The 19,417-nt window shown below is 62.4% G+C and carries 22 protein-coding genes; 8 read left to right on the top strand and 14 right to left on the bottom strand.

All coding sequences use genetic code 11. The features are described from left to right. Positions 1–24: 24 nt before the first annotated feature. The gene (locus HX801_RS20010; protein ID WP_087695062.1) at positions 25–453 is read left to right on the top strand and encodes a molybdopterin-binding protein; all 429 of its coding nucleotides are present in this window, start codon (positions 25–27) and stop codon (positions 451–453) included. A gap of 99 nt (positions 454–552) precedes the next feature. On the opposite strand, the gene HX801_RS20005 is transcribed toward HX801_RS20010, so the two are convergent. The 3 genes from HX801_RS20005 to HX801_RS19995 all read right to left on the bottom strand — a co-directional run bounded on the left by HX801_RS20005 (position 553) and on the right by HX801_RS19995 (position 2,763). Then, positions 553–1,062: a cytochrome P460 family protein gene (locus tag HX801_RS20005; RefSeq protein ID WP_177022583.1), complete on the bottom strand. Its 510-nt coding sequence runs from the start codon at positions 1,060–1,062 to the stop codon at positions 553–555. Beyond that, complete coding sequence (locus HX801_RS20000; RefSeq protein ID WP_177022582.1) at positions 1,062–2,102, bottom strand: alpha/beta fold hydrolase; 1,041 nt, start codon at positions 2,100–2,102, stop codon at positions 1,062–1,064. The genes HX801_RS20005 and HX801_RS20000 overlap by 1 nt, the downstream gene beginning before the upstream one ends. 133 nt (positions 2,103–2,235) lie before the next feature. Further along, positions 2,236–2,763: a GNAT family N-acetyltransferase gene (locus tag HX801_RS19995; protein WP_177022581.1), complete on the bottom strand. Its 528-nt coding sequence runs from the start codon at positions 2,761–2,763 to the stop codon at positions 2,236–2,238. A 150-nt stretch (positions 2,764–2,913) separates the two neighbouring features. On the opposite strand from HX801_RS19995, the gene HX801_RS19990 reads away from it, so the two are divergent. After that, positions 2,914–4,041 carry a sensor domain-containing diguanylate cyclase gene (locus HX801_RS19990; RefSeq protein ID WP_177022580.1) on the top strand — a complete coding sequence of 376 codons (1,128 nt, stop codon included), beginning with the start codon at positions 2,914–2,916 and terminating at the stop codon, positions 4,039–4,041. Between the two features lie 3 nt (positions 4,042–4,044). Here the strand turns inward: HX801_RS19990 and HX801_RS19985 are convergent, their stop codons facing one another. The 7 genes from HX801_RS19985 to HX801_RS19955 all read right to left on the bottom strand — a co-directional run bounded on the left by HX801_RS19985 (position 4,045) and on the right by HX801_RS19955 (position 12,027). Beyond that, positions 4,045–5,721 (bottom strand): ATP-binding protein, encoded by a 1,677-nt coding sequence (locus HX801_RS19985; RefSeq protein WP_177022579.1) that lies wholly within the window; start codon positions 5,719–5,721, stop codon positions 4,045–4,047. Positions 5,722–5,861: 140 nt separating this feature from the next. Next, the gene (locus HX801_RS19980) at positions 5,862–6,281 is read right to left on the bottom strand and encodes an organic hydroperoxide resistance protein (protein WP_087695064.1); all 420 of its coding nucleotides are present in this window, start codon (positions 6,279–6,281) and stop codon (positions 5,862–5,864) included. Between the two features lie 139 nt (positions 6,282–6,420). Then, positions 6,421–7,278 carry a CAP domain-containing protein gene (locus HX801_RS19975; RefSeq protein WP_003215212.1) on the bottom strand — a complete coding sequence of 286 codons (858 nt, stop codon included), beginning with the start codon at positions 7,276–7,278 and terminating at the stop codon, positions 6,421–6,423. A gap of 81 nt (positions 7,279–7,359) precedes the next feature. After that, the gene (locus HX801_RS19970) at positions 7,360–8,685 is read right to left on the bottom strand and encodes an MFS transporter (protein ID WP_008436370.1); all 1,326 of its coding nucleotides are present in this window, start codon (positions 8,683–8,685) and stop codon (positions 7,360–7,362) included. Between the two features lie 58 nt (positions 8,686–8,743). Then, entirely contained in the window at positions 8,744–9,937 is a 1,194-nt protein-coding gene (gene lhgO, locus HX801_RS19965; protein ID WP_177022578.1) for an L-2-hydroxyglutarate oxidase, read from the bottom strand. Between the two features lie 106 nt (positions 9,938–10,043). Beyond that, on the bottom strand, positions 10,044–10,754 hold the full coding sequence (locus HX801_RS19960) for a FadR/GntR family transcriptional regulator (RefSeq protein WP_008436372.1): 711 nt from the start codon (positions 10,752–10,754) through the stop codon (positions 10,044–10,046). Between the two features lie 46 nt (positions 10,755–10,800). Further along, complete coding sequence (locus HX801_RS19955) at positions 10,801–12,027, bottom strand: MFS transporter (RefSeq protein ID WP_177022577.1); 1,227 nt, start codon at positions 12,025–12,027, stop codon at positions 10,801–10,803. Positions 12,028–12,138: 111 nt separating this feature from the next. Between HX801_RS19955 and HX801_RS19950 the strand changes: the two genes are divergently transcribed. Both HX801_RS19950 and HX801_RS19945 read left to right on the top strand, forming a co-directional pair. Then, a complete protein-coding gene (locus HX801_RS19950) occupies positions 12,139–13,029 on the top strand; it encodes a LysR family transcriptional regulator (RefSeq protein WP_087695070.1) in 891 nt (296 codons plus the stop codon). Positions 13,030–13,162: 133 nt separating this feature from the next. Then, entirely contained in the window at positions 13,163–13,837 is a 675-nt protein-coding gene (locus tag HX801_RS19945; protein WP_177022576.1) for a GNAT family N-acetyltransferase, read from the top strand. Here the strand turns inward: HX801_RS19945 and HX801_RS19940 are convergent. Then, on the bottom strand, positions 13,834–14,436 hold the full coding sequence (locus HX801_RS19940; protein WP_177022575.1) for a TetR/AcrR family transcriptional regulator: 603 nt from the start codon (positions 14,434–14,436) through the stop codon (positions 13,834–13,836). The genes HX801_RS19945 and HX801_RS19940 overlap by 4 nt on opposite strands. 92 nt (positions 14,437–14,528) lie before the next feature. Between HX801_RS19940 and HX801_RS19935 the strand changes: the two genes are divergently transcribed. Continuing rightward, entirely contained in the window at positions 14,529–15,134 is a 606-nt protein-coding gene (locus tag HX801_RS19935; protein ID WP_177022574.1) for an NAD(P)H-dependent oxidoreductase, read from the top strand. Here HX801_RS19935 and HX801_RS19930 read toward each other — a convergent pair. After that, entirely contained in the window at positions 15,131–15,988 is an 858-nt protein-coding gene (locus HX801_RS19930) for a LysR substrate-binding domain-containing protein (protein WP_177022573.1), read from the bottom strand. The two genes, HX801_RS19935 and HX801_RS19930, sit on opposite strands and share 4 nt — an antisense overlap. A 107-nt stretch (positions 15,989–16,095) precedes the next feature. Here HX801_RS19930 and HX801_RS19925 point away from each other — a divergent pair, with 107 nt between their 5' ends. From HX801_RS19925 to HX801_RS19915, 3 genes are all read left to right on the top strand, one after another. Continuing rightward, positions 16,096–16,374: a carboxymuconolactone decarboxylase family protein gene (locus HX801_RS19925; protein ID WP_177022572.1), complete on the top strand. Its 279-nt coding sequence runs from the start codon at positions 16,096–16,098 to the stop codon at positions 16,372–16,374. 5 nt (positions 16,375–16,379) lie between these two features. Beyond that, on the top strand, positions 16,380–16,754 hold the full coding sequence (locus tag HX801_RS19920) for a tautomerase family protein (protein ID WP_008436392.1): 375 nt from the start codon (positions 16,380–16,382) through the stop codon (positions 16,752–16,754). A gap of 153 nt (positions 16,755–16,907) precedes the next feature. After that, the gene (locus HX801_RS19915) at positions 16,908–17,126 is read left to right on the top strand and encodes a hypothetical protein (protein WP_177022571.1); all 219 of its coding nucleotides are present in this window, start codon (positions 16,908–16,910) and stop codon (positions 17,124–17,126) included. Between the two features lie 528 nt (positions 17,127–17,654). On the opposite strand, the gene HX801_RS19910 is transcribed toward HX801_RS19915, so the two are convergent. Both HX801_RS19910 and aroA read right to left on the bottom strand, forming a co-directional pair. Continuing rightward, a complete protein-coding gene (locus HX801_RS19910; RefSeq protein ID WP_177022570.1) occupies positions 17,655–18,044 on the bottom strand; it encodes a hypothetical protein in 390 nt (129 codons plus the stop codon). Between the two features lie 32 nt (positions 18,045–18,076). Then, entirely contained in the window at positions 18,077–19,333 is a 1,257-nt protein-coding gene (gene aroA / locus HX801_RS19905; RefSeq protein WP_177022569.1) for a 3-phosphoshikimate 1-carboxyvinyltransferase, read from the bottom strand. Between the last annotated feature and the right edge of the window lie 84 nt (positions 19,334–19,417).

Raw genomic sequence — 19,417 nt, 5'->3', positions numbered from 1 at the left:
TAAGTCAAGAAAAGGACCGTTCCCATGAAAGTCAGTGCACGCAACGTATTCAAAGGCCAGGTCAGCCAGGTCCAGGACGGCGCGGTCAACGCCGAAGTGGTGTTGACCCTGCCCGGTGGCGAGCAGTTGGTAGCGGTGGTGACCCTGGAAAGCATCCGCAACCTGGGCATTGCCGTAGGCAAGGAAGCGGTCGCGCTGATCAAGGCGCCGTGGGTGATGTTGATGACCGAATCCAGCGACATCCGCCTGTCGGCCCGCAACTGCCTGGAAGGCAAGGTGCTGAGCGTGAATGACGGCGCGGTGAATGCGGAAGTGGTGATCGAGTTGGCGGGTGGTTCGAAGGTGTTTTCCATCGTGACCCGCGACGCGGTGGCCGAGCTGGGGTTGAAGCCGGGCGTGAGCGCCACGGCGGTGATCAAGGCGTCCCATATCATCCTGGGCGTTCCGGCCTGATAAAACCCCACACAACGTAGCAGCTGTCGAGCCCAAGCGAGGCAGCTGCTACGGGATGCCCGGTTGCCGCGGCGTTTGTTGTTGAAAAAGGCTATTGCGCTAAGGCGCCAGCCGGGTGAACACATAATCATGGTTCTTCACCAGCGCCTGATGGCAGGCAAAGCATGTCTCATGCTGCGCCTGGTCCACCGGCTTGCCATTGATGAACCGTCCAAAGCCCCAGCCTCCGGTCGCTGCGTATTTCTTCGAGTCCTTGACCATGAACTGCACGGTGGTCGCCGCGCCGGGAATCGACGCGGTCTTGAACTCGGGCGATTGCACGTGCTTCCAGGCCAGTTTCGCCAGCACAGTGCCGTCGGGGAAGGGCAGCGTGCCTTCGCGGTACGCCTTGAGCGCCACTTTATTGCCCAGCACCACCCGCAGTTCATTCAGCGGGTCGGCTTCCTGGGCCGGCGCGATCAGCTCCCATTGACGGTAGCCGTCGGGAATGGTCACGCCGTAGATCGGCGAAGGCTCGCTGGTAGCCGGGCCGCCAAAGGCGAACCCGGTAGCGGTGGCCACCACGGCAGCTGTTGCAGCGACGAGTGCAGCAAGATGCAGGCGCTTCATCACAGGTGGTCCGCATCGATCACAGCCTTGGCAAAGGCTTGCGGTGCTTCCTGCGGCAGGTTGTGGCCGATGCCGCCGCTGATCAGCCGGTATTCGTACTTGCCGGTAAAGCGTTTGGCATAGTCCTCTGCGGCCGGGTGCGGCGCGCCGTTGGCGTCGCCTTCCATGGTGATGGTGGGCACGTTGATGGACGGGGCGGTGGCGAGTTTCTGCTCCAGCGCAGCGTATTTTTTCTCGCCCTGCACCAGCCCCAGGCGCCAGCGGTAGTTGAAGATCGATACGGCGACGTGGTCGGGGTTGTCCAGGCCCTTGGCGCTGCGGTCGAAGGTGGCGTCGTCGAATGCCCATTTTGGCGAGGCGATCTGCCAGATCAACTTGGCGAAGTCGTGGGTGTTTTTCGCATAGCCGGCGGCGCCGCGATCGGTGGCGAAGTAGAACTGGTACCACCATTGCAACTCGGCCTTGGGCGGCAATGGGTTCTTGCCGGCGGCCTGGTTGCCGATCAGGTAGCCGCTGACCGATACCAGCGCCTTGACCCGCTCAGGCCACAACGCCGAGACGATGTCGGCGGTGCGCGCACCCCAGTCATAGCCGCCGAGCACGGCCTGCTTGATCTTCAGCGCGTCCATGAAGTCGATCAGGTCGACGGCGAGGGCGGCCGGCTGGCCGTTGCGCAGGGTCTTTGCCGACAGGAAATGGGTATCGCCATAGCCTCGGGCGTAAGGCACCAGCACCCGGTAGCCCTGGGCGGCCAGCAGCGGCGCTACCTCGGAGTAGCTGTCAATGTCGTAGGGCCAGCCATGCAGCAGGATCACCACCGGGCCATCGGCCGGGCCGACTTCGGCGTAGGCCACATCCAGCAAGCCGGCTTTCACATGCTTCAACGGGCCGAGCGCGCTGTGGGCAGTTGCGCTGGCAGCCGCCGGTGCTTGCTCGTCCTGTGCACTGGCGACGCCGAGGGCACCGAACTGCAACAGCGCAAAGGCCAGCAGCGACGCGCCCATCAGGCGGCGGGGTGGGGTGTTCAACTGTGTGTGCATGGTGAGTCTCCGGCGGCGGGTGGTGTGCCTGGCTCACAGTTGAACGTAGTTGTGTATCCCGTCTGTTTCGAGAAAGCGGTTGGGTTAAAGGTTTTGTATCGCAGGGGTGTTTGGACACACTGCGATACAAAGGTCAGAGGGCCCGCCGGGCCACATACACCAGGCTCGGCGCCTGACCGGGTACATCGTCCAGCTCATCGATGTACTGCATGCCGATTTTCTCCAGCACCTTGATCGACGCTGTATGCCCCGGACGCACCACGCCGTACACCTGCGGCTGGTCCAGCGCGACAAAGGCAAACTGCAACGCCGCCCTGGCAAGCTCGGTTGCAAAGCCCTGTCCCCAGGCGCTGACCGCATAGCGGTAGCCGAGGTTGATCCGCTCAACGTCGTTGTAGGGGTACAAGGTGATGCCACCAAAGCCGATCACGCAGCCCGGCGCCTCTTGTGTGGCAATCGCCCATTGGCCAAAACCATGTTCTGCCCAGTGCAGCAGCCAGCGAGCCAGGGCGGCCTCGGCTTGGCCCAGATCGGTAAAGGGGCCTGCCGGGTTGTAGCGGTTGGTCTCGGGATCGCCATAAATGGCAAATACACTGGCCACATCGTCGGCCGCTGCGGGCCTGAGAATCAGGCGTTCGGTGGTAATCGGGTGGGTATTCATGGGTGGACTCTGATCCTTGGAGCGAGCGAGAAGGTGTTCACCTATATTTATCCTGCTTTCGGCGCTCTAGCACGCTTGATTCAGTTGTTAGGGCTACTGGCAGGATGCCACAATGGCACTTTGTCGCGGCAGTAAGATCAGGCGGACCAAATGAATGGCCTTGGGCGTGGGCAGGACCAGGATTGCTTCATCGAGGAGCAGGTACGAACAGATCGATTGCACCAGCTGTTTCGCCAGTCATTCTCTGCAGTGTTCGGCAGTTATATGGCGGCCGCCATGCTGTGCTGGCTGTGCTGGGAACGTTTTGATCACCGGGTAATGCTGGTCTGGCTGGTGGTATTGGCCGGGACGTCGTTGCTGCGGGTGTGGATGTTCATGGACTGGTTTCGCTGCCCCAACAGTGAACGCACCCCCGCGCGCTGGGAGCGGCGCTATTGGGTAACGTTGATGTTGTCGGCCGGGGTCTGGGGCATCGGCGCATTCGTCCTGATGCCCACCGACGATCGCCTGTCCCAGGCCCTGGTGATGTTGTTCACCGTGGGCATGTCGGTCAGCGCAGTCTCGTGTTATTCGGCCTATCGCTACATGACCCTGGTCTCCATGGGCCTGGTACTGCTGCCGTGCACCCTGTGGCTGCTGTTTCAACCGTCGTCGATGCAAGTCGGCATGGCCCTGGCGGTGCTGGTGTTCTCTTCGTTTGTCGGTGGCGCCACGCGCAAGCTGTCGGATGCCCTGGAAAAAGCCTTTCGCCTGACCCGGCAAATGGAGCGTGCCCACAACATCTCCACCCGCGCCGCACAAACCGACGAACTCACCGGCCTGATGAACCGCCGGGCGTTTTTCGAGCACGCGCAGTTGCTCTACGAACAGTGCCGGCATAACCAGCAGCCGTTGTGCGCGCTGATGATGGACATGGACCACTTCAAGGCCATCAATGACACCTACGGGCACCAGGCCGGGGACCAGGTGCTGCGTCAGATCGGCGGGGTGATCAGCGCGTCGTTTCGCCAGGCCGATGTGTATGGGCGGCTGGGGGGCGAGGAGTTTGCGGTGCTGCTGCCGGATACGTCGCTGGAGACCGGGCGGGACATCGCCGAGCAGTTGATCAAGGCCATCGCCGGGCTGACCAGCGAGCCGGTCCAGGGGTTGACCGCCAGCCTCGGCGTGGCCTGGGCCCGCGCGGTGGACCAGGACCTGCACGGCCTGATGAACACCGCAGACAAGGCGCTGTACCGCGCCAAGGCCCTCGGGCGTAACCAGGTGGCCGTCGCGGAATAGGCCTCAGCCCTTGAGCAGCGCCTTGGCCAGCACCTGTGAGACCTGGTCGGCCGAGTAGGGCTTGGGCAGGAACACCAGGCCTTCATAGCCGCTTTCCGCCAGCTCCTCGCTGTAGCCCGAGGTCAGTACCACCGGCAGGCCGGGCCGGCGCCGTCGCATTTCCCTGGCCAGGGCCACCCCGGTGATGCCGGGCATCACCACATCTGAAAACACTGCATCGAACCCCAACGCGTCTGCGCCGGCCAGTTCCAGCGCCTGTTCGGCATTGGTTGCCCAGGTGGTCCGGTAGCCGAGGTCCTGGAGGATCTGATTGGCAAAGCGGCCCACTTCCAGGTTGTCTTCCACCACCAGGATATGGCGCTGGGCGCATTCGGTGATCAACCCGCAGGTGTCCGGGGTGTCTCGTTGGAAGCTCTCTTCAGGTACCACTTGCGGCAAGTACAGGGTAAACACCGTGCCCTGGCCGACCTGGCTGGCCACATCGACGTTGCCGCCCGATTGCTTGGCGAAGCCGAACACCTGGGACAGTCCCAGGCCGGTGCCCTTGCCGACTTCCTTGGTGGTGAAGAAGGGTTCGAAGATGCGCTCGAACGTCTCCCCGGGAATCCCGCTGCCGGTGTCGGTGAGTGAAATGGCGATGAACGCCTGGCGTGAACCGGCGTCACCACGGATGCTCGGCAGTGCTTGATCGGCGTCCAGTCGCAGGGTCAGGCTGCCCTGGCCGTTCATCGCGTCCCGGGCGTTGAGGGCGATGTTGATCAGGGCGGTTTCAAACTGGCTGGAGTCGGCGCGGATGTAGCATGGCTGCCCGGGCAGTTCGACGTGCACATGAATCCGCGCGCCAGTCACCGTCTCGAGCATCTCGCCGATGTTTTTCACCCGCAGGCCTGCATCGAACACTTCCGGGTTCAGCGGCTGGCGCCGGGCAAATGCGAGCAACTGGCTGGTCAATTTGCCGGCCCGGTCCACGGTGTCGGTGACCGCGCTCATGTAGCGCTGGCGACGCTCTTCGGACAGGCTCGGCATCCGCAGGAAGTCGACGGATGAGCGAATGATGGTCAGCAGGTTGTTGAAGTCGTGGGCCACGCCACCGGTCAACTGGCCGATGGCTTCAAGCTTTTGCGATTGACGCAAGGCGGCTTCGGTCTGGGTCAGCAGGGTGGTCCTTTCGGTGACGCGCTGCTCCAGGCTTGCATTCAGCTCGGCCAGGCGCTGGGACAAAACCACGGTGGCGGTGGTTTCGGTCACGGTGTCGAGCATGCCGACCACCTTGCCCTGTACGTCGCGGATCGGGCTGTAGCAGAAGGTGAAGTACGCCTGCTCCGGCGCGCCGCCGCGTTCGATCGTCAGCGGGAAGTTTTCGATAAAGGTGGCTTCACCTGCGAAGGCGGCATCCGCGATCGGACTGATCTGGGGCCAGGCTTCCTGCCAGATCTCGTTGAATGGCCGCCCGAGGGCATCAGGCTTGTCGCCGAGAATCGGGATAAACCCGTCGTTGTAAAGCGTGATCAGCGCAGGCCCCCAGACGATCGCCTGGGGGAAACTGGAGGCAAGGCACAGGGCGACGGTGGTCTTCAGTACGTCCGGCCAGTGTTCCAAAGGCCCCAATGGCGTATTGGCCCAGTCGTGATGCCGGACCCGTTCGGCCATTTCGCCGCCGCCTTGCAGCCAGTTTGTCATTCGGTGAACGCCTTCTTGCCACGGTTCGCTGAGGTAGGGATGCCAAGCTACAGACATCCCGGGACTCAGCCAGTTCAGCGGGATTATCCACTAGATGGCACTTTAGTGTCTCGGCCGGATAATGCTTTGCTGAGCTCCCTTCAGGCCACCGTAATCGTTACCGCGATATTGCCGCGGGTGGCCTTGGAATACGGGCACGTCTGGTGGGCACGGTCCACCAGTGCCTGGGCGGCCGAGTGTTCGATACCCGGCAGGCTGACCCGCAGGCGCGCCTGCAGGTAATAGCCATCTTCCGGGCTGTTCACCAGGTCCACTTCGGCACTCACTGCCGTGTCGGCGGGCAGGCGGATGTGAAGGGTTTGTGCGGCTTTGCCCATTGCGCCGATAAAGCAGGCGGACCAGCCGGCACCAAACAGTTGCTCGGGGTTGGTGCCGGGAGCCTTGGAGCCGGGCGGCGACAGCTTGATGTCCAGGTGCAGGTCATCGCTGTGGGACGCGCCTTCACGCCCGCCGGTGGTGTGGGTTCTGCCGGTGTAGAGCACGGTGCTGTTCTGGGACATGACGGTTTCCTCGCAAGTGGCCCGGGGTGGGCCGGTGTGCACAGGAAACCGCGCCGGCGTATCCGCAATGTGTCATCGCCGGGGGCCTGCACCTCGCAGTGTGTCGCCTCGCCGGGAAGATACGTTGGGATACAAACCGTTATTGCTGCTGCACGCCAAACAACCCGGTCCAGTAGATGCCGGCATCACTTTTCGGGTCCATGGCGTAGGCGGCGCCCATTTCGCGGAACTGCGGGTTCATCAGGTTGGCACAGTGCCCGGGGCTGGCCAGCCAGCCGTCGACCACCTTGCGTGGGGTGTCCATGCCGGCGGCGATGTTCTCGCCGATCTGCTGGCCGATGTAGCCTGCCAGTTCAGCCCGGTCACCCGGGGTGCGGCCATCGTGGTCCAGGTGATCGAAGAAGTTGCCGTTGGCCATGTTGCGCGCGTGGCCGGCGGCGGCGTTGGCGAGTGCTTCGTTCCAGCTCAGGGGTGTGGTGGCGGCAAAGGCCTGGGCGCCACATTGGCGTGGTTGCTGGCGGGCGGTGTTGATCAGGTCGAGCACCTTCTTGCCTTCGGTCTGGGTCTCGCCCAGGCCGCTGGTCAGCAGCGGGCGGGCCAGCACGATGCGCCAGTCCTGGCCGCTGTTGCTCACGCCGATATCAATGAACTGCGGGTCGAGCACCACCCGGCAAAAACTTTCGCGCACGGCTTTCATCGCGGCTTCGGCGTTCCTGGGCCCGGACAGGCTGATGGCCTGGACGTTGACCATCGGGTACGCCGCCCTCGCCAGCGCCTGCTGCAAGTCGCCGACACTGTTGACCGGCAACACCAGCCGCGTGTCGCTGGCCAGCGGTGGCAATTCCTGGGAACCCTGGTTGCCGCAGCGCTGGACCTGGCTGCGGTATTGATTGATCGAGTCGACCAACAGGCTTTCTTCACCCGCCTGCGCCTGGGCGGTAAACACCAGACTGGCGGCCAGCGTCGTAAGACCCATCATCAATGACAGAACGCGCATGGACGTTTCCCTTGAGCTTGAAAGTGCCCATGATGCGCGATGAAGGGGCATCCATGCACCCGTTGGTCCGAACTTTTTGCCTCAGTTCTTGAATGCCGAGTGTTTACGGCCCTGATCGCACAAGGCGAACACCACCACCAGCAGGGACGAGATCGCGAGGATTATCACAACGCCATCAGTGGAGTGAGTGGCCGACGCCGCCACCATCGACAACGCCCCTAATGGCGCCAGGCCACCTGCGATCGCGGTGCCGATTTCCCGCCCGGTGCCAAAGCCCGAGGAGCGGGTCTGGGTCGGGAACTGGCGGCTCAGGAACGAACCCTGCGGCGCAAACATCATCGGCGCGAGGATGCCGGTGCCCACGCCAATGGCGACGTAGATCATCAGGCTTTCACCGGTATTGAGCAGCGCAAGGAACGGGTAGGCAAACAGCAGCGACAGCAGGCCGCCGAGCATCAGCACGGTCTTGCTGCTCCACTTGTCGCACAACCAGCCGAAGCATGGCACGGCGACGATGGCGATCAGGCTGGCAATGGTCACCGACAGCGACGTGACGTGCACATCGACACCCTTGAACTGGGTGAGGTAAGCCAGGGAAAAGGTCTTGAAGATGTAGCTCAACGCGTTGTAGCCAATCGCCACGAAGAACACCACGGCCAGGCCCTTGAGGTCGTTCTTGAACAGCGCCTTGAGCGGCGACGCCTTGGCCTTTGCGGTTTCCTTGCTCAGTTCCTTGAATTCCGGGGTTTCCGGGATGCTGTTGCGCACCCACAGGCCCACACCCACCAGCGCGATGCTGCAAATGAACGGAATCCGCCAGCCGCCGGCCAGCAGGAATTCATTGCCGTTGATGGTCAGCAGGTACACGGTCAGCGAAGACAGCAGCAAGCCCAGGTTCAGCCCGAGCGCCGGCCATGCACCCTGGCTGCCGCGCTTGCCTTCTGAGGCGTGCTCGTAGGAGGTAACCGCCGCGCCGGACAGTTCGGCACCGGCCCCCAGGCCCTGGATGATGCGGATAAACACCAGCACGATCGGCGCCCAGATGCCGATGGAGGCGTAGCTGGGGATCAGCCCGATCAACGTGGTGCACACGCCCATCATGCAGAAGGTCAGCACCAGCACTTGTTTACGCCCGAACTTGTCGCCCAGGTAGCCAAACAGAATGCCGCCGAACGGGCGCGCGATGAAGCCGATGGCAAAGGTGGAAAACGCCATCAGCGTAGCGGCTTTCGGGTCGCTGTTATCGAAGAAAATCTTCGAGAACACAATCGCCGCCATGGTGGCGTACAGGTAAAAGTCATACCACTCCAGCATCGAACCGAAGATCGTCGCGGCCGCGACTTTGCGCAGGCGTTTCCTGGTTTGCTCGGGGGTTTCAACGTCCGGGGTGCGGGCTGTAGCCGTCATTCTGTACTTCCTTATGAGTCATTATATTTATTGTCAAAGTGAGGCGTGGTGCGGTGCGTCAGTGGGGCTTGAACATGCGGTCGGCGATCATCGAGCCGATGGGAATCGCGGAGGTGGCAGCGGGTGAGGGTGCATTGCACACGTGGAGCATTCGCGGGGTCTGGGCGAACAGGAAGTCGTGCACCAGGGTGCCGTCGCGCATCACGGCCTGGGCGCGGATGCCGGCTTCATAAGGCAGCAGGTCTTCGATGTTGAGCGATGGGCAGTACTTGCGGCACTGCTCCAGGTAGCCGGACTTGAACAGCGAGTTCTTCATCTCGACGCTGCCCGAACCGAGGTTCTGCCAGATGGTTTTCCAGAAGCCCGGGAAGCTCGCGTACTGCGCCACGTCGCGCCAGTTCACCGAGAATTTGCGGTAGTTCTCGCGACCCAGGCCGAGTACGGCATTCGGGCCAACGGTGACGCTGCCGTCGATCATGCGGGTCAGGTGCACGCCGAGGAAGGGCAGCTCCGGGTCGGGAATCGGGTAGATCAGGTGGTTGACGATGGTGTTCTTCGATTCCGGCAAGCGGAAGTATTCGCCACGGAACGGGATGATCTGGTGGTCGATCTTGACGCCGGCCATCACGGCCAGGCGGTCCGATTGCAATCCTGCACACACCACCAGATGCCTGGCCTGCCAGCTTTCGCCCCGGGTGCTGACGGTGACTTTGTCGGTGTCCTCGACGATCGCAGTGACGGTGCGTTCCAGGCAGATTTCCCCGCCGGCGCGACGAATCACCCGGGCCATGGTTTCGCAGACTTCGCGGTAATCGACAATGCCGGTGGCGTCGAGAAACAGCCCGCCCAGCCCGACGATGTTCGGTTCGCGCTGGCGCAACTGGTCGGCGTCCAGGCGTTCGACTTTCATGCCGTTGAGCTGCGAGCGGGCGTACAGCGCTTCCATCCGTTGTACTTCCAGATCAGTCGAAGCCACCAGCAACTTGCCGCACACCTCGAACTTGATCCCGTGCTCGGTGCAGAACTGCTTGGTCGCTTCGGCGCCACGTTTGCACAAGTCGGCCTTGAGGCTGCCCGGCGCGTAGTAGATGCCGGCATGGATCACGCCGCTGTTATGGCCGGTCTGGTGCTTGGCCAGCTGGCTTTCCTTTTCCAGGATCACCAGCGAGGCGTTGGGCTGGCGCTTGAGCAACTCCATCGCGGTGGCCAAACCGACGATGCCGCCGCCGATGATGCAAAAGTCATAAATCATTGTTTTGGGTACCTACGCATTTCAGTCTGCTTATCAGGTTGTCAGACTAATGGTTTTGTTAAAAAAACAGCGCGCCATCGGCACGCTTTAAAAGGGTTCGGATCGGTCAATTGATAGCGGGCAGTTCCAGATGCAGGCGCCTTGCTGCGGCGCGCAAGTGAGCCTCGGCACAGGCGGCGGCGCCTTGGGCATCACCGTCGACGATGGCCTGGTAGAGCGCGGTGTGTTCCTGGGTGGCATCGGCCGAGCCGCTGACAAAGCGGGTGGCGGAGTTTTCCCAGGCGGTCTTGCGGGCGCTGGCCAGTTGGCTTCTGAGGAAGTCATGGAAGGCCACGAAATAGTCGTTCTTGCTGGCCTCGGCGATGGCGCGGTGGAATTCCACATCGGCCAGGGCGGCGGCGTCGAAGTCGGCGCGTTTGTCGTGCATTTCCTGCAGGGCGGTCTTCATGCGCTGCAGGTCGGCGGCGTCGCGGCGTTGGGCGGCAATCGAGGCGGCCTGGGTTTCGATCCACAGGCGCACTTCGAACATTTGCGCCAGGTCCGGGCGGCGACCGTTTTTTTCCGGGAAGCGGAACACGGTGCCGGCCGGGGTTTGCGAGATAAATGAGCCCAGGCCACGCCGCGCAGTCAGTACGCCGTCGGCCTTGAGCTGGGCAATCGCTTCGCGCACCACCGAACGGCTGACATTGAGTTGTTCAGCCAGTTGCTGTTCGGTGGGCAGGCGCGCTTCGGGCGCCAGTTGGCCGGAATCGATTTCTGCACGAATGGCGCTGACAACGCGCATAACGAGCGAATCAGGGCGCTGGAGCTCAAGCATGGGAAAACCTTGGTAATCAGGTTGTCAGACAATAGTCGTTACGATTTTATCTTGTCAAGGCAGCTGTGGTGTCGAGGCGGGTGCGCAGGGCCAGGAAAAGACCTGCACCAATCAGTGCCAACGCCACACCGAACGTGGCTTGCATCCCACTTCCCACATCGCCGGGAGTGGCTGTGGCGAGGTCACCTGAAACCTGCGAAAACACTGCGCCCAAGGCCGAAGCCCCGGCGATCAGGCCCAGATTGCGCGACAGATTAAGCAAGCCGGCGATCACGCCACGGCGGTCTGCCAGTACGTCGCTCATCACGGCGGTGTTGTTGGCGGCTTGAAACTGGGCGTAGCCGAGGGTGAGGATGATCAGCGGGGCGATGTACCCGGCAACCCCAAGGTTCAGCGGCGCCAGGGAGAGCAGCAGGCACCCCGCCAGCATCGCCAGCAGCCCGGCGATGGTCATCGGGCCGCAGCCGAAACGGTCGGTCAAGCGTCCCGCAGGGATGCCCGTGAATGCCGAAACGCAGGGCCCGACTGCCATTGTCAGGCCCATCCAGGCGGGGTCGAGGCCTGCACCGTGGGTCAGGTAGAAGGGCCCGACCACCAAGGTCGCCATCATCACCGCCGATACCAGCGCGCTCATGGCCAGGCCAGCGCTTAGCGTTGAATCCCGTAAAGTCGACAAGAAACTGAACCCGGATTGCGCGGGCTGTAGCCCATGGCGGTCGACGCGCAGATAGCGCCGGGCGAGGGCAAATGTCAGCAAACCCAGCGGCACGGTGATGAAAAACAGCGCGCGCCAGCCAAACCCCGCGATCAACACCCCGCCAAGGCTTGGCCCCAGCGCGGTACCCATGGCCGACATCGTGCCCAGCAACCCCATGGCGCGGCCGGTGCGTTCCTTGGCCACGGTCTCGCCCACCAGCGCCATGGTCATCGCCATCATGATCGCCGCGCCCAGGCCTTGCAGGGCGCGGGCCGCAATCAACAGCCCGAGGGACGGAGCCATGCCGCACAGGGCCGAGGCAACGGTGAAAAGCAACAACCCGGCCAAGAGCAGGCGGCTGCGGCCCATCAGGTCACCCAGTCGCCCGACGCTGACGATCACCGCAGTAATCGCCAGCAAGTAGGCGAGCACCACCCACTGCGCCGCCTGGAACGATGCATCAAACGCCTGCACCAGGCTCGGCAGGCCGACGTTGGCGATGCTGGTGCCCAAGGACGCCAGCAACATGGACAGTGACAGGGCGACGAGAGCGCCACGGGGTGCAGGTGATTTCATCAAGAGGCTCCTGGGTTTGACCGCTGTCAGAAATCTACGCCGTCACCTAACATGGCGGAAGGCGCAGCATTTGCACTTTATACGTGCGCCAAACGCCCTATGAGGTTTGCCGTGTCGACACCTGATTTCAATCTGCTGGTCACCCTGGATGTGTTGCTCGCCGAAGGCAGCGTCGCCCGTGCCGCTCAACGCTTGCGCCTGAGCCCGTCGGCGATGAGCCGGGCGCTGGCGCGACTGCGGGAAACCACCGGCGATCCGTTATTGGTCCGTGCCGGCCGCGGCCTGGTACCCACGCCGCGCGCTTTGGCGTTGCGCGAACAGGTCAGCCAGTTGGTGCAGGACGCCGAAGCGGTGTTGCGACCCGCTGCGACGCTGGATGTGAGCCAACTGGTACGCACCTTCACCTTGCGCACCAGCGACGGATTTGTTGAAAACTTCGGCCCGGCGCTGTTGACGCGGACCGCCCGGGAAGCGCCTGGCGTGCGGTTGCGCTTCGTGCACAAGCCGGACAAAGGCAGCACGCCGCTGCGCGATGGCAGTGTCGACCTTGAAACCGGCGTGGTCGACAGCAGCGCCAGCCCCGAGGTGCTGACCCAGGCGCTGTTCCGCGACCGGTTTATCGGCGTGGTGCGCAAGGGCCATCCGCTCAGCCAGGGCGAAGTCACGCCGCAGCGCTTCGCCGAAGGCCAGCACATCTACGTGTCCCGGCGTGGCCGTGATCAAGGCCAGATCCATCAAGCCCTTGAAGCGCTCGGGCTGACCCGGGACGTGGTGACCATCGTCGCCGGCTTCTCGACCGCCCTGGCCCTGGCCCGCAGCACCGACCTGATCGCCAGCGTGCCGGAGCGGCATACCGCCAACCTGCACAGCGACCTCTACCGCTTTGCGCTGCCGTTCGTGTTCCCGGACTTCACCGTATCGATGCTCTGGCACCCGCGCCTGGACGCCGACCTGGCCCATCGCTGGCTGCGCGGTTGCCTGCGGGAGGTATGTGCGCAATGAGCCGAGGCCGGACATCCAGCCCCCCCTGTGGCGAGGGAGCAAGCTCCCTCGCCACAATGGGTGCTTGCGGGTCCACGGCGGCCCTTCAGCAGGTACAATCCGCCGGGCCTTAAATGAAACACCAGGAATTCAAATGTTCAGCCTTACCCATTACGAAACCCCATGCCCCGAGCCGATCAACGCGCAGATCCTGCAGATGGTGGTCGACTACCTGACGGACATCAGCATGGTCGCCATCCCGCCAAGCAACCTGCTGTACAACGTCTACCAGTACGCCATCGGCTACGAGGTGCACCTGTACCTGGAAGCGCTGGGCGGGTCCAAGGGCATTGCGGTGGAATTGATCGTCGCGCTGGACGCGCAGGAGCAGGTGATCGGCTTCCTGCTGTACCTGCCGGTGAAGGACGATCTCGAGGCGTGCGGCGTGGCTTACATGGCGGTGCACGCCAGCCATCGGCGCAAAGGCGTGGCGCGGGCGATGATGCAGGACATGCTGGCCCGCTACCCCCATGCCGAACTGACCTGCGCAGTGGAGAAGGTCCCGGCGTTCGAGTCCATGGGCTTTCAACTGCGCGGTGTGCGCGGTACCCAAGTGTTGATGAACACCCGCGACTACAGCACTGACGGCTTGATGGGGTTGCTGGATGTGGCGTCGATCTACAGCTCGCTGGAGGTGCGGCAGATCCACACCTACCTCCTGCAAAAGCACGGCAAGCGGGCGATGGTCGATGCCGAAAAACAGCGTGATCGTCACTTCGACCAGATGACCCACAAGGCTCGGATGTTCGTGCACGCAAGGCTGGGCTAACGCGCTCCTCGACTCACCATCGACTTGATGCTCGCAAACAGCTCCTCTTGCGCCTCCAGCGGGCTGATCTCCCCGCTGGCCGCAGCATGGGACAAGGCGTCCGCCGCGCCCAGCATTGCGCGTAAACCGGGCTGGCCAATCACACCGTCCACGGCAAAGGGGGAGAGGGCATCGCGACACTTGCCAAGGAAAATTGCGTCGTACTCACGCTTGATGGTCTCCAGTTCCGGGCTGCCGGCCAGGGCCGCAATCACTCCCGGAATTTCCCGCCCTTGTAGCAACACACAATCGACGTAGCACGAGGCGATCACCCAGGCACGGTCGTCCAGGGTGGGTTCGCTGGCCTCGATTGCGGCGGCAAATACCTGGTTCTGACGGGCGTCGAAATCTTCATACAGCGTGGCCAACAGCCCCGCGCGATCGCCGAAATGATCATACACCACCGGCTTTGTAACGCCGGCCAACGCGGCCAGATGCCCGAGGGTCAGGGCATCGGTGCCTTCTTCTCGCACCAGTTGCCAGGCCACGTCGAGCAGCTGGCGTAGCCGGTCATCCCGGGACAGGCGACGGCGAGGGGCAGGGGATTGATCGCTTGACATGCTTATATACCAAAAGTAACTTACCAACGGTAACTTAGCTCAAGCCTACTCAATTTGCCTGCTCATCGCCACCCCCCGAAGGAGTCATTGCCATGCACGCGCTGATCGTTGTTGCCCATCACGACCCACAATCCCTCACCCACAGCCTCGCCAAACAGGCTGCTGCCGGCATCACTGCCGCAGGGCACACCTTCGAGATCGCCGACCTCGCCGCCGAAGGTTTCGACCCACGCTACAACGCCGCCGACCATAAAGTGCACCGCACCCGCGCCACGCCGCCGGCCGACGTACTGGCCGAACAGGCCCGACTCGACCGCGCCGATGCCTTGGTGCTGGTGTTCCCGATCTTCTGGTGGTCGATGCCGGCCTTGCTCAAGGGCTGGATCGACCGGGTATTCGTCAACGGTTGGGCGATCGACTACAGCCTTGAGACGAAGGTGGTGAAAAAACTCGGCCACTTGCAGGTGCACTTACTGGGCGTTGGCGGGGCGGACGAAGGGGTGTTTGAACGCCACGGCTATGCCGACGCCATGCGCACGCAAATCGACCATGGGATCTTTGATTACTGCGGTGCGAAAGTGCTGACATCCGAGCTGCTGCTGGACTCGGAAAGCGGCGCTGCCGAACAGCATCTGGAGACGGCGGCGAAGTTGGGGCGACAACTGTTCGTCACCCTGCAACCCTGCGAAACCGCCTAAACCAGGCTGCTCTGTATGAGCGCTGCCAGCTGTGCGACCGCAGCGCCTGGCGCTGGATGGCTGCAATGCAATTCATAGCCAAGGGACGGCACCGGCGGCAGACCGTCGAGTACACGTAGGTGCGCAGGCAAACCGATACGGGTGCGCAAGGTCACACCCAACCCGGCATCGACCGCCGCCCAGATCCCACCCACGCTGGGGCTGGTCAAGGCAATGCGCCAGGCAATGCCGGCGCGGTCCAGGGCTTCGGTGGCGGCGCTGCGCAATACGCAGGGTGCCTCGAACATCACCAGCGGCAGCGGTGCGTCCTCGGCGCGCGGTAGTTGGGGTTTGTCCCGGGGCCCGATCCAGTGCATGGGGGTTTGCCCCAGGCGGGTGCGGCAGGACGATGTCTGACCGGTTTCCCAGGTCAGCGCCAGGTCCAGGCTCGCGCTGTCGATCAGGGTCAACAGCTCGACATTGCGGCCTATCCGCACTTCAAGGCTGATCATCGGATAAAGCCTGGCGAAGCGCCGCAGGATGTCACTGAGCACATGCTCGCCGAAATCCTCCTGCAAACCGAGGCGCAAAGTGCCTGCGGTTTGGGTTTCGTTAAGGCTGCTGAAGACAGTGTCATTGAGGTCCAGCAACCGCCTGGCGTGGCCGAGCAGCGCTTCACCCACCGGCGTCAGCACCAGCCCGCGCCCGGATTTGCTCAGCACCGGCGTGCCGACCTGTTCTTCGAGTTTCTTTAATTGCGCGCTGACGGCTGAGGTCGAACGGCCCAGGCGATCCGCCGCCTTGGCAAAACTGTTCAGCTCGACGCCGGTGACGAAGGTGCGCAGTACATCAAGGTCGAAGGTGGGGCGGCGCATTGAATGGTCCATTAAAACGGGATGGTGGATTCTATTAAATCTGATATTCGGAATGATCCTGGCTTGCTAGTTTTTGCCCGTCAACTGAATTGTCGGAGCGAGCGTCCATGAGCAACAAATTTACCGAGCTGACCCGCGACGTGCTGTTCGCCGATATCTGGGAGCGCGAGGACCTGTCGCCCAGGGAGCGCAGCCTGATCACCGTGGCGGCACTGGTGGCGATGTACCGTCTGGAGCAACTACCGTTTCACTTGCAGCGGGCGGTTGGCAATGGCTTGAGCGTCGAGGAACTGGGTGAAGTCATCACTCACCTGGCGTTTTACTCCGGCTGGCCGACAGCGGCGTCGGCGCTGAACCTGTTGGCAGACATCCATCCTGCGGAGTAACCACCATGCCTTACGCCCGAATCTCCCTGCATCGCGGGAAATCCCCTGAATATCTGCAAGCGCTTTCACAGGGATTGCATGACGCCCTGGTTGAGAGCTTCAAGATTCCTGACGCGGATCGCTTCCACGTGATCCACCAGCACGAAATTGGCGAGATGATCATCGACCCCAACTATTTGGGCGGCCCGCGCAGCCACGACTATGTACTTATCGCGATCACGGGCGGTAAACCTCGTGATACCGAGACCAAACGGCGGTTTTACCAGGTGTTGGTGGAGCGGCTGGAGGCTGCGATTGGGCTGAGCCCTGAGGATGTGATGGTGGTGATTACGACGACGGCGGCGGATGAGTGGTCGTTTGCGGGGGGAAGAGGGAATTAGTAGCACGGGCGTACTTTTCCAATTGGAATGATTGCCCACAAGGTATGGAGAGGTGATCGGGAAATGTCAGTCTGGAAAGGAGGACCTTTCTGACAACCTTTCAGGCGGCTCAGTCTTACTCTTTGCGCTCTCGTGGAATCCAGGAGTAAAGGAATGACTTCCAGCGTCTTGAAGGACGGTTTTCCAGCTGCCTATCGCACCACCCGCAAACGGATCGAAGGCAGTATCGACCTCGGCCGGTTGTTTGCCGCGATCGATGCTGACCCGGCGATTGCGGGGGCAGGAGTGGGTGCAACCATGAGTGTCATAGGCAGCGGCGTCTCCGGGAATATCGGGACATTGGCCATCGGCCTATACGAAGAGTTTGAATGATGGAATTGAGGCATTCACGTCAGGCCTTTCTGGCTCGGTATGGCCCGGTTTTTATTGGTGCTTTTTTTTGCGCGCTTCTTGCGCTTGTTATGGCGAGCGCGCTTTTGGGCAGCACCTATCTACATCGGATTTCTGGTTACCGCAATTACTCGGGTCTTGATATGGGCGTAATGTCAGTGATCTTGTCGGTGGGAAATGCTCTTGTTGTGCGAGGGCGAGCGTGGGGAGTCTGGATAATGGTTGGCTGTTGTGTGCTGAGCTTTTCTGCGGTGATGTTCACTATCAGCCACACACCAGATCTTTTTACTTTCTCGACAGGGCTTTTGTTCTCGCTTCTAGGCCTCTACCTCCTGAATACTAAACGCCACCGCCAAATGCGCGCAGAACTCGTTCTACTTCGCCACGAACGCAAGCGTTACAAAGCCGGTTTTCGGCCCCCGCGTACTCAGGAGATGGCCCAGGCTCGCCTCGAATACCAACAGGCCCGCAGACTCAAGCGAGAAAATCGCCGCAAATGGAAGGCGGCCCTCAACCCTCGCGAAACAAGTCATGAGCATCCAGCAACCGATACGCAATCTCCGGGCGCTTCTCCATGCCCTTGCGAATCGCCGCCGGAATCGACTGCCGGGTCTTGCGACACAACCCCGGCAAGTCATCGATAGCGATCTGAATCCCGCGCATCGTCTTCACTTCCGTATGGCCCGGCGCGATATGCACGCGAATGCCCAGTTGCTGGTACATCAGCTGTTGCATGCGCTCAAGGTCGGGCAGGCTTTGCAGGTTTTCGAGGCGTTCGAGCAGGCGTTTTTCTTCCTGGCGGGTCAGTTGCAGTATGCGCGCATCGGCGCCGGGAAGGTCGAGCAGTTGCTCACGATTGCAGTCGCAGACGCCGGGTGGGCAGGGTTGGCGAATCGTCATGCAGTCTCCCTCCCGTTACCGGCGCCGGCGGCTTACCAGGTCAGATGGACCCCAAGGCTTTCCAGCTCTTTCCAGTACTCAGGATAGGTCTTGCCGACGCAGTCCGGGTCCTGAATCCTGATCCCCGAGACCTTCAGTCCCGCCAGGGCAAAGCACATGGCGATGCGGTGGTCGGCGTGGGTGTCGATCAGCGCGTTGCAGGTGGTACCCGCCAAGGCCGGATCGCTGGCTACCAGCAAGTCATCACCTTCAATGGTCGCCAGGCCCGGACGGATTTCATTCAGGCCGTCATGCAGGGCCTGCACCCGATCACATTCCTTGACCCGCAGGTTGGCCAGTTCGGTGAAGCGTACCGGGGTGTTGTTGAACGCGGCGAGCACGGCGAGGGTGGGGATTGCGTCCTGCATCTGCGAACCGACAACCACCGGCTGCATCTGCGGGAACTGCGCGATCACTGCCTGGGCCTTGGCATCGGGCTGGGTGAAATCCTGCGGGGCGACACCGAGGTCGATGCGGCCGCCGGTCAACACTTCGGCAGCCCACAAGTAGGTGGCGGCGGAAGCGTCAGGTTCGATCAGGTAATCGTGGGCGGTGTAGCCGGTGGGGGCCACGCGCCAGGTGCTTTCATCGACGATGTCCACCTGGGCACCGAAGGCGCGCATGCAGTCCAGGGTCAGGTCGACATAGCCACGGGCGCCAATGTCCTTGCCGGTCAGTGCCACTTCAATCGGGGCTTCGCCGCACGCCGCCAGCATCAGCAGCGCCGACACATACTGGCTCGACAGGCCGCCGTCGATCTCGAAACGCTTGGCTTGCACGCGGCCAGTGCCATGGACGGTCACGGGTGGGCAGCCGGTTGGGCTGTCGACCTGGATGCCATTCTGGCCGAGGGTCGCCAGCAGCGGGCCGATCGGGCGTTTTTGCATGTAGGCATCGCCGTCCAGCACCACGGTGCCTTTCACGGTGGCCACGGCAGCGGTGAGGAAGCGCATCGCCGTGCCGGCGTTGCCGAGGAACAGCGGCTGCGCCGGCAATTGCAGCTTGCCTATGCTAGTGACGACGAACGTGGTGTCGTCCGGTTCATCGATCACCACGCCCATCTGCCGCAGGGCCACCGACATGTGGCGAGTGTCATCGCTTTTCAGCGCGCCGCTCAAGCGGCTGGTGCCCTTGGCCAGGGCCGCCAGCAGCAAGGCACGGTTGGTAATGGATTTGGAGCCGGGGGGCGCTACCTTGCCGTTCAATGGAAAGTTGGGCGGTGTAACGGTCACGGTTTTCTGCGAACTCAAGGTACAAGGCTCCTGCTTCAAGGCGGGTGGCGTTTGGCGGACACGAATAATCGGCCAAACACGCCACCCTTGTCGAGCATGGAT

It is taken from the genome of Pseudomonas sp. G1002, from assembly GCF_013385455.1.
GTDB lineage: Bacteria > Pseudomonadota > Gammaproteobacteria > Pseudomonadales > Pseudomonadaceae > Aquipseudomonas.
Note: the sequence above shows the minus strand (reverse complement) of the source record. Positions and strands in the feature narration are given on the sequence as shown.

What these genes read in the sequence shown, in the direction of transcription:
- HX801_RS20010 (WP_087695062.1), top strand. Translation starts at nt 25, where the DNA reads ATGAAAGTCAGTGCACGCAACGTATTCAAAGGCCAGGTCAGCCAGGTC.
- HX801_RS20005 (WP_177022583.1), bottom strand. Translation starts at nt 1,062, where the DNA reads ATGAAGCGCCTGCATCTTGCTGCACTCGTCGCTGCAACAGCTGCCGTG.
- HX801_RS20000 (WP_177022582.1), bottom strand. Translation starts at nt 2,102, where the DNA reads ATGCACACACAGTTGAACACCCCACCCCGCCGCCTGATGGGCGCGTCG.
- HX801_RS19995 (WP_177022581.1), bottom strand. Translation starts at nt 2,763, where the DNA reads ATGAATACCCACCCGATTACCACCGAACGCCTGATTCTCAGGCCCGCA.
- HX801_RS19990 (WP_177022580.1), top strand. Translation starts at nt 2,914, where the DNA reads ATGAATGGCCTTGGGCGTGGGCAGGACCAGGATTGCTTCATCGAGGAG.
- HX801_RS19985 (WP_177022579.1), bottom strand. Translation starts at nt 5,721, where the DNA reads ATGACAAACTGGCTGCAAGGCGGCGGCGAAATGGCCGAACGGGTCCGG.
- HX801_RS19980 (WP_087695064.1), bottom strand. Translation starts at nt 6,281, where the DNA reads ATGTCCCAGAACAGCACCGTGCTCTACACCGGCAGAACCCACACCACC.
- HX801_RS19975 (WP_003215212.1), bottom strand. Translation starts at nt 7,278, where the DNA reads ATGCGCGTTCTGTCATTGATGATGGGTCTTACGACGCTGGCCGCCAGT.
- HX801_RS19970 (WP_008436370.1), bottom strand. Translation starts at nt 8,685, where the DNA reads ATGACGGCTACAGCCCGCACCCCGGACGTTGAAACCCCCGAGCAAACC.
- lhgO (WP_177022578.1), bottom strand. Translation starts at nt 9,937, where the DNA reads ATGATTTATGACTTTTGCATCATCGGCGGCGGCATCGTCGGTTTGGCC.
- HX801_RS19960 (WP_008436372.1), bottom strand. Translation starts at nt 10,754, where the DNA reads ATGCTTGAGCTCCAGCGCCCTGATTCGCTCGTTATGCGCGTTGTCAGC.
- HX801_RS19955 (WP_177022577.1), bottom strand. Translation starts at nt 12,027, where the DNA reads ATGAAATCACCTGCACCCCGTGGCGCTCTCGTCGCCCTGTCACTGTCC.
- HX801_RS19945 (WP_177022576.1), top strand. Translation starts at nt 13,163, where the DNA reads ATGTTCAGCCTTACCCATTACGAAACCCCATGCCCCGAGCCGATCAAC.
- HX801_RS19940 (WP_177022575.1), bottom strand. Translation starts at nt 14,436, where the DNA reads ATGTCAAGCGATCAATCCCCTGCCCCTCGCCGTCGCCTGTCCCGGGAT.
- HX801_RS19935 (WP_177022574.1), top strand. Translation starts at nt 14,529, where the DNA reads ATGCACGCGCTGATCGTTGTTGCCCATCACGACCCACAATCCCTCACC.
- HX801_RS19930 (WP_177022573.1), bottom strand. Translation starts at nt 15,988, where the DNA reads ATGCGCCGCCCCACCTTCGACCTTGATGTACTGCGCACCTTCGTCACC.
- HX801_RS19925 (WP_177022572.1), top strand. Translation starts at nt 16,096, where the DNA reads ATGAGCAACAAATTTACCGAGCTGACCCGCGACGTGCTGTTCGCCGAT.
- HX801_RS19920 (WP_008436392.1), top strand. Translation starts at nt 16,380, where the DNA reads ATGCCTTACGCCCGAATCTCCCTGCATCGCGGGAAATCCCCTGAATAT.
- HX801_RS19915 (WP_177022571.1), top strand. Translation starts at nt 16,908, where the DNA reads ATGACTTCCAGCGTCTTGAAGGACGGTTTTCCAGCTGCCTATCGCACC.
- HX801_RS19910 (WP_177022570.1), bottom strand. Translation starts at nt 18,044, where the DNA reads ATGACGATTCGCCAACCCTGCCCACCCGGCGTCTGCGACTGCAATCGT.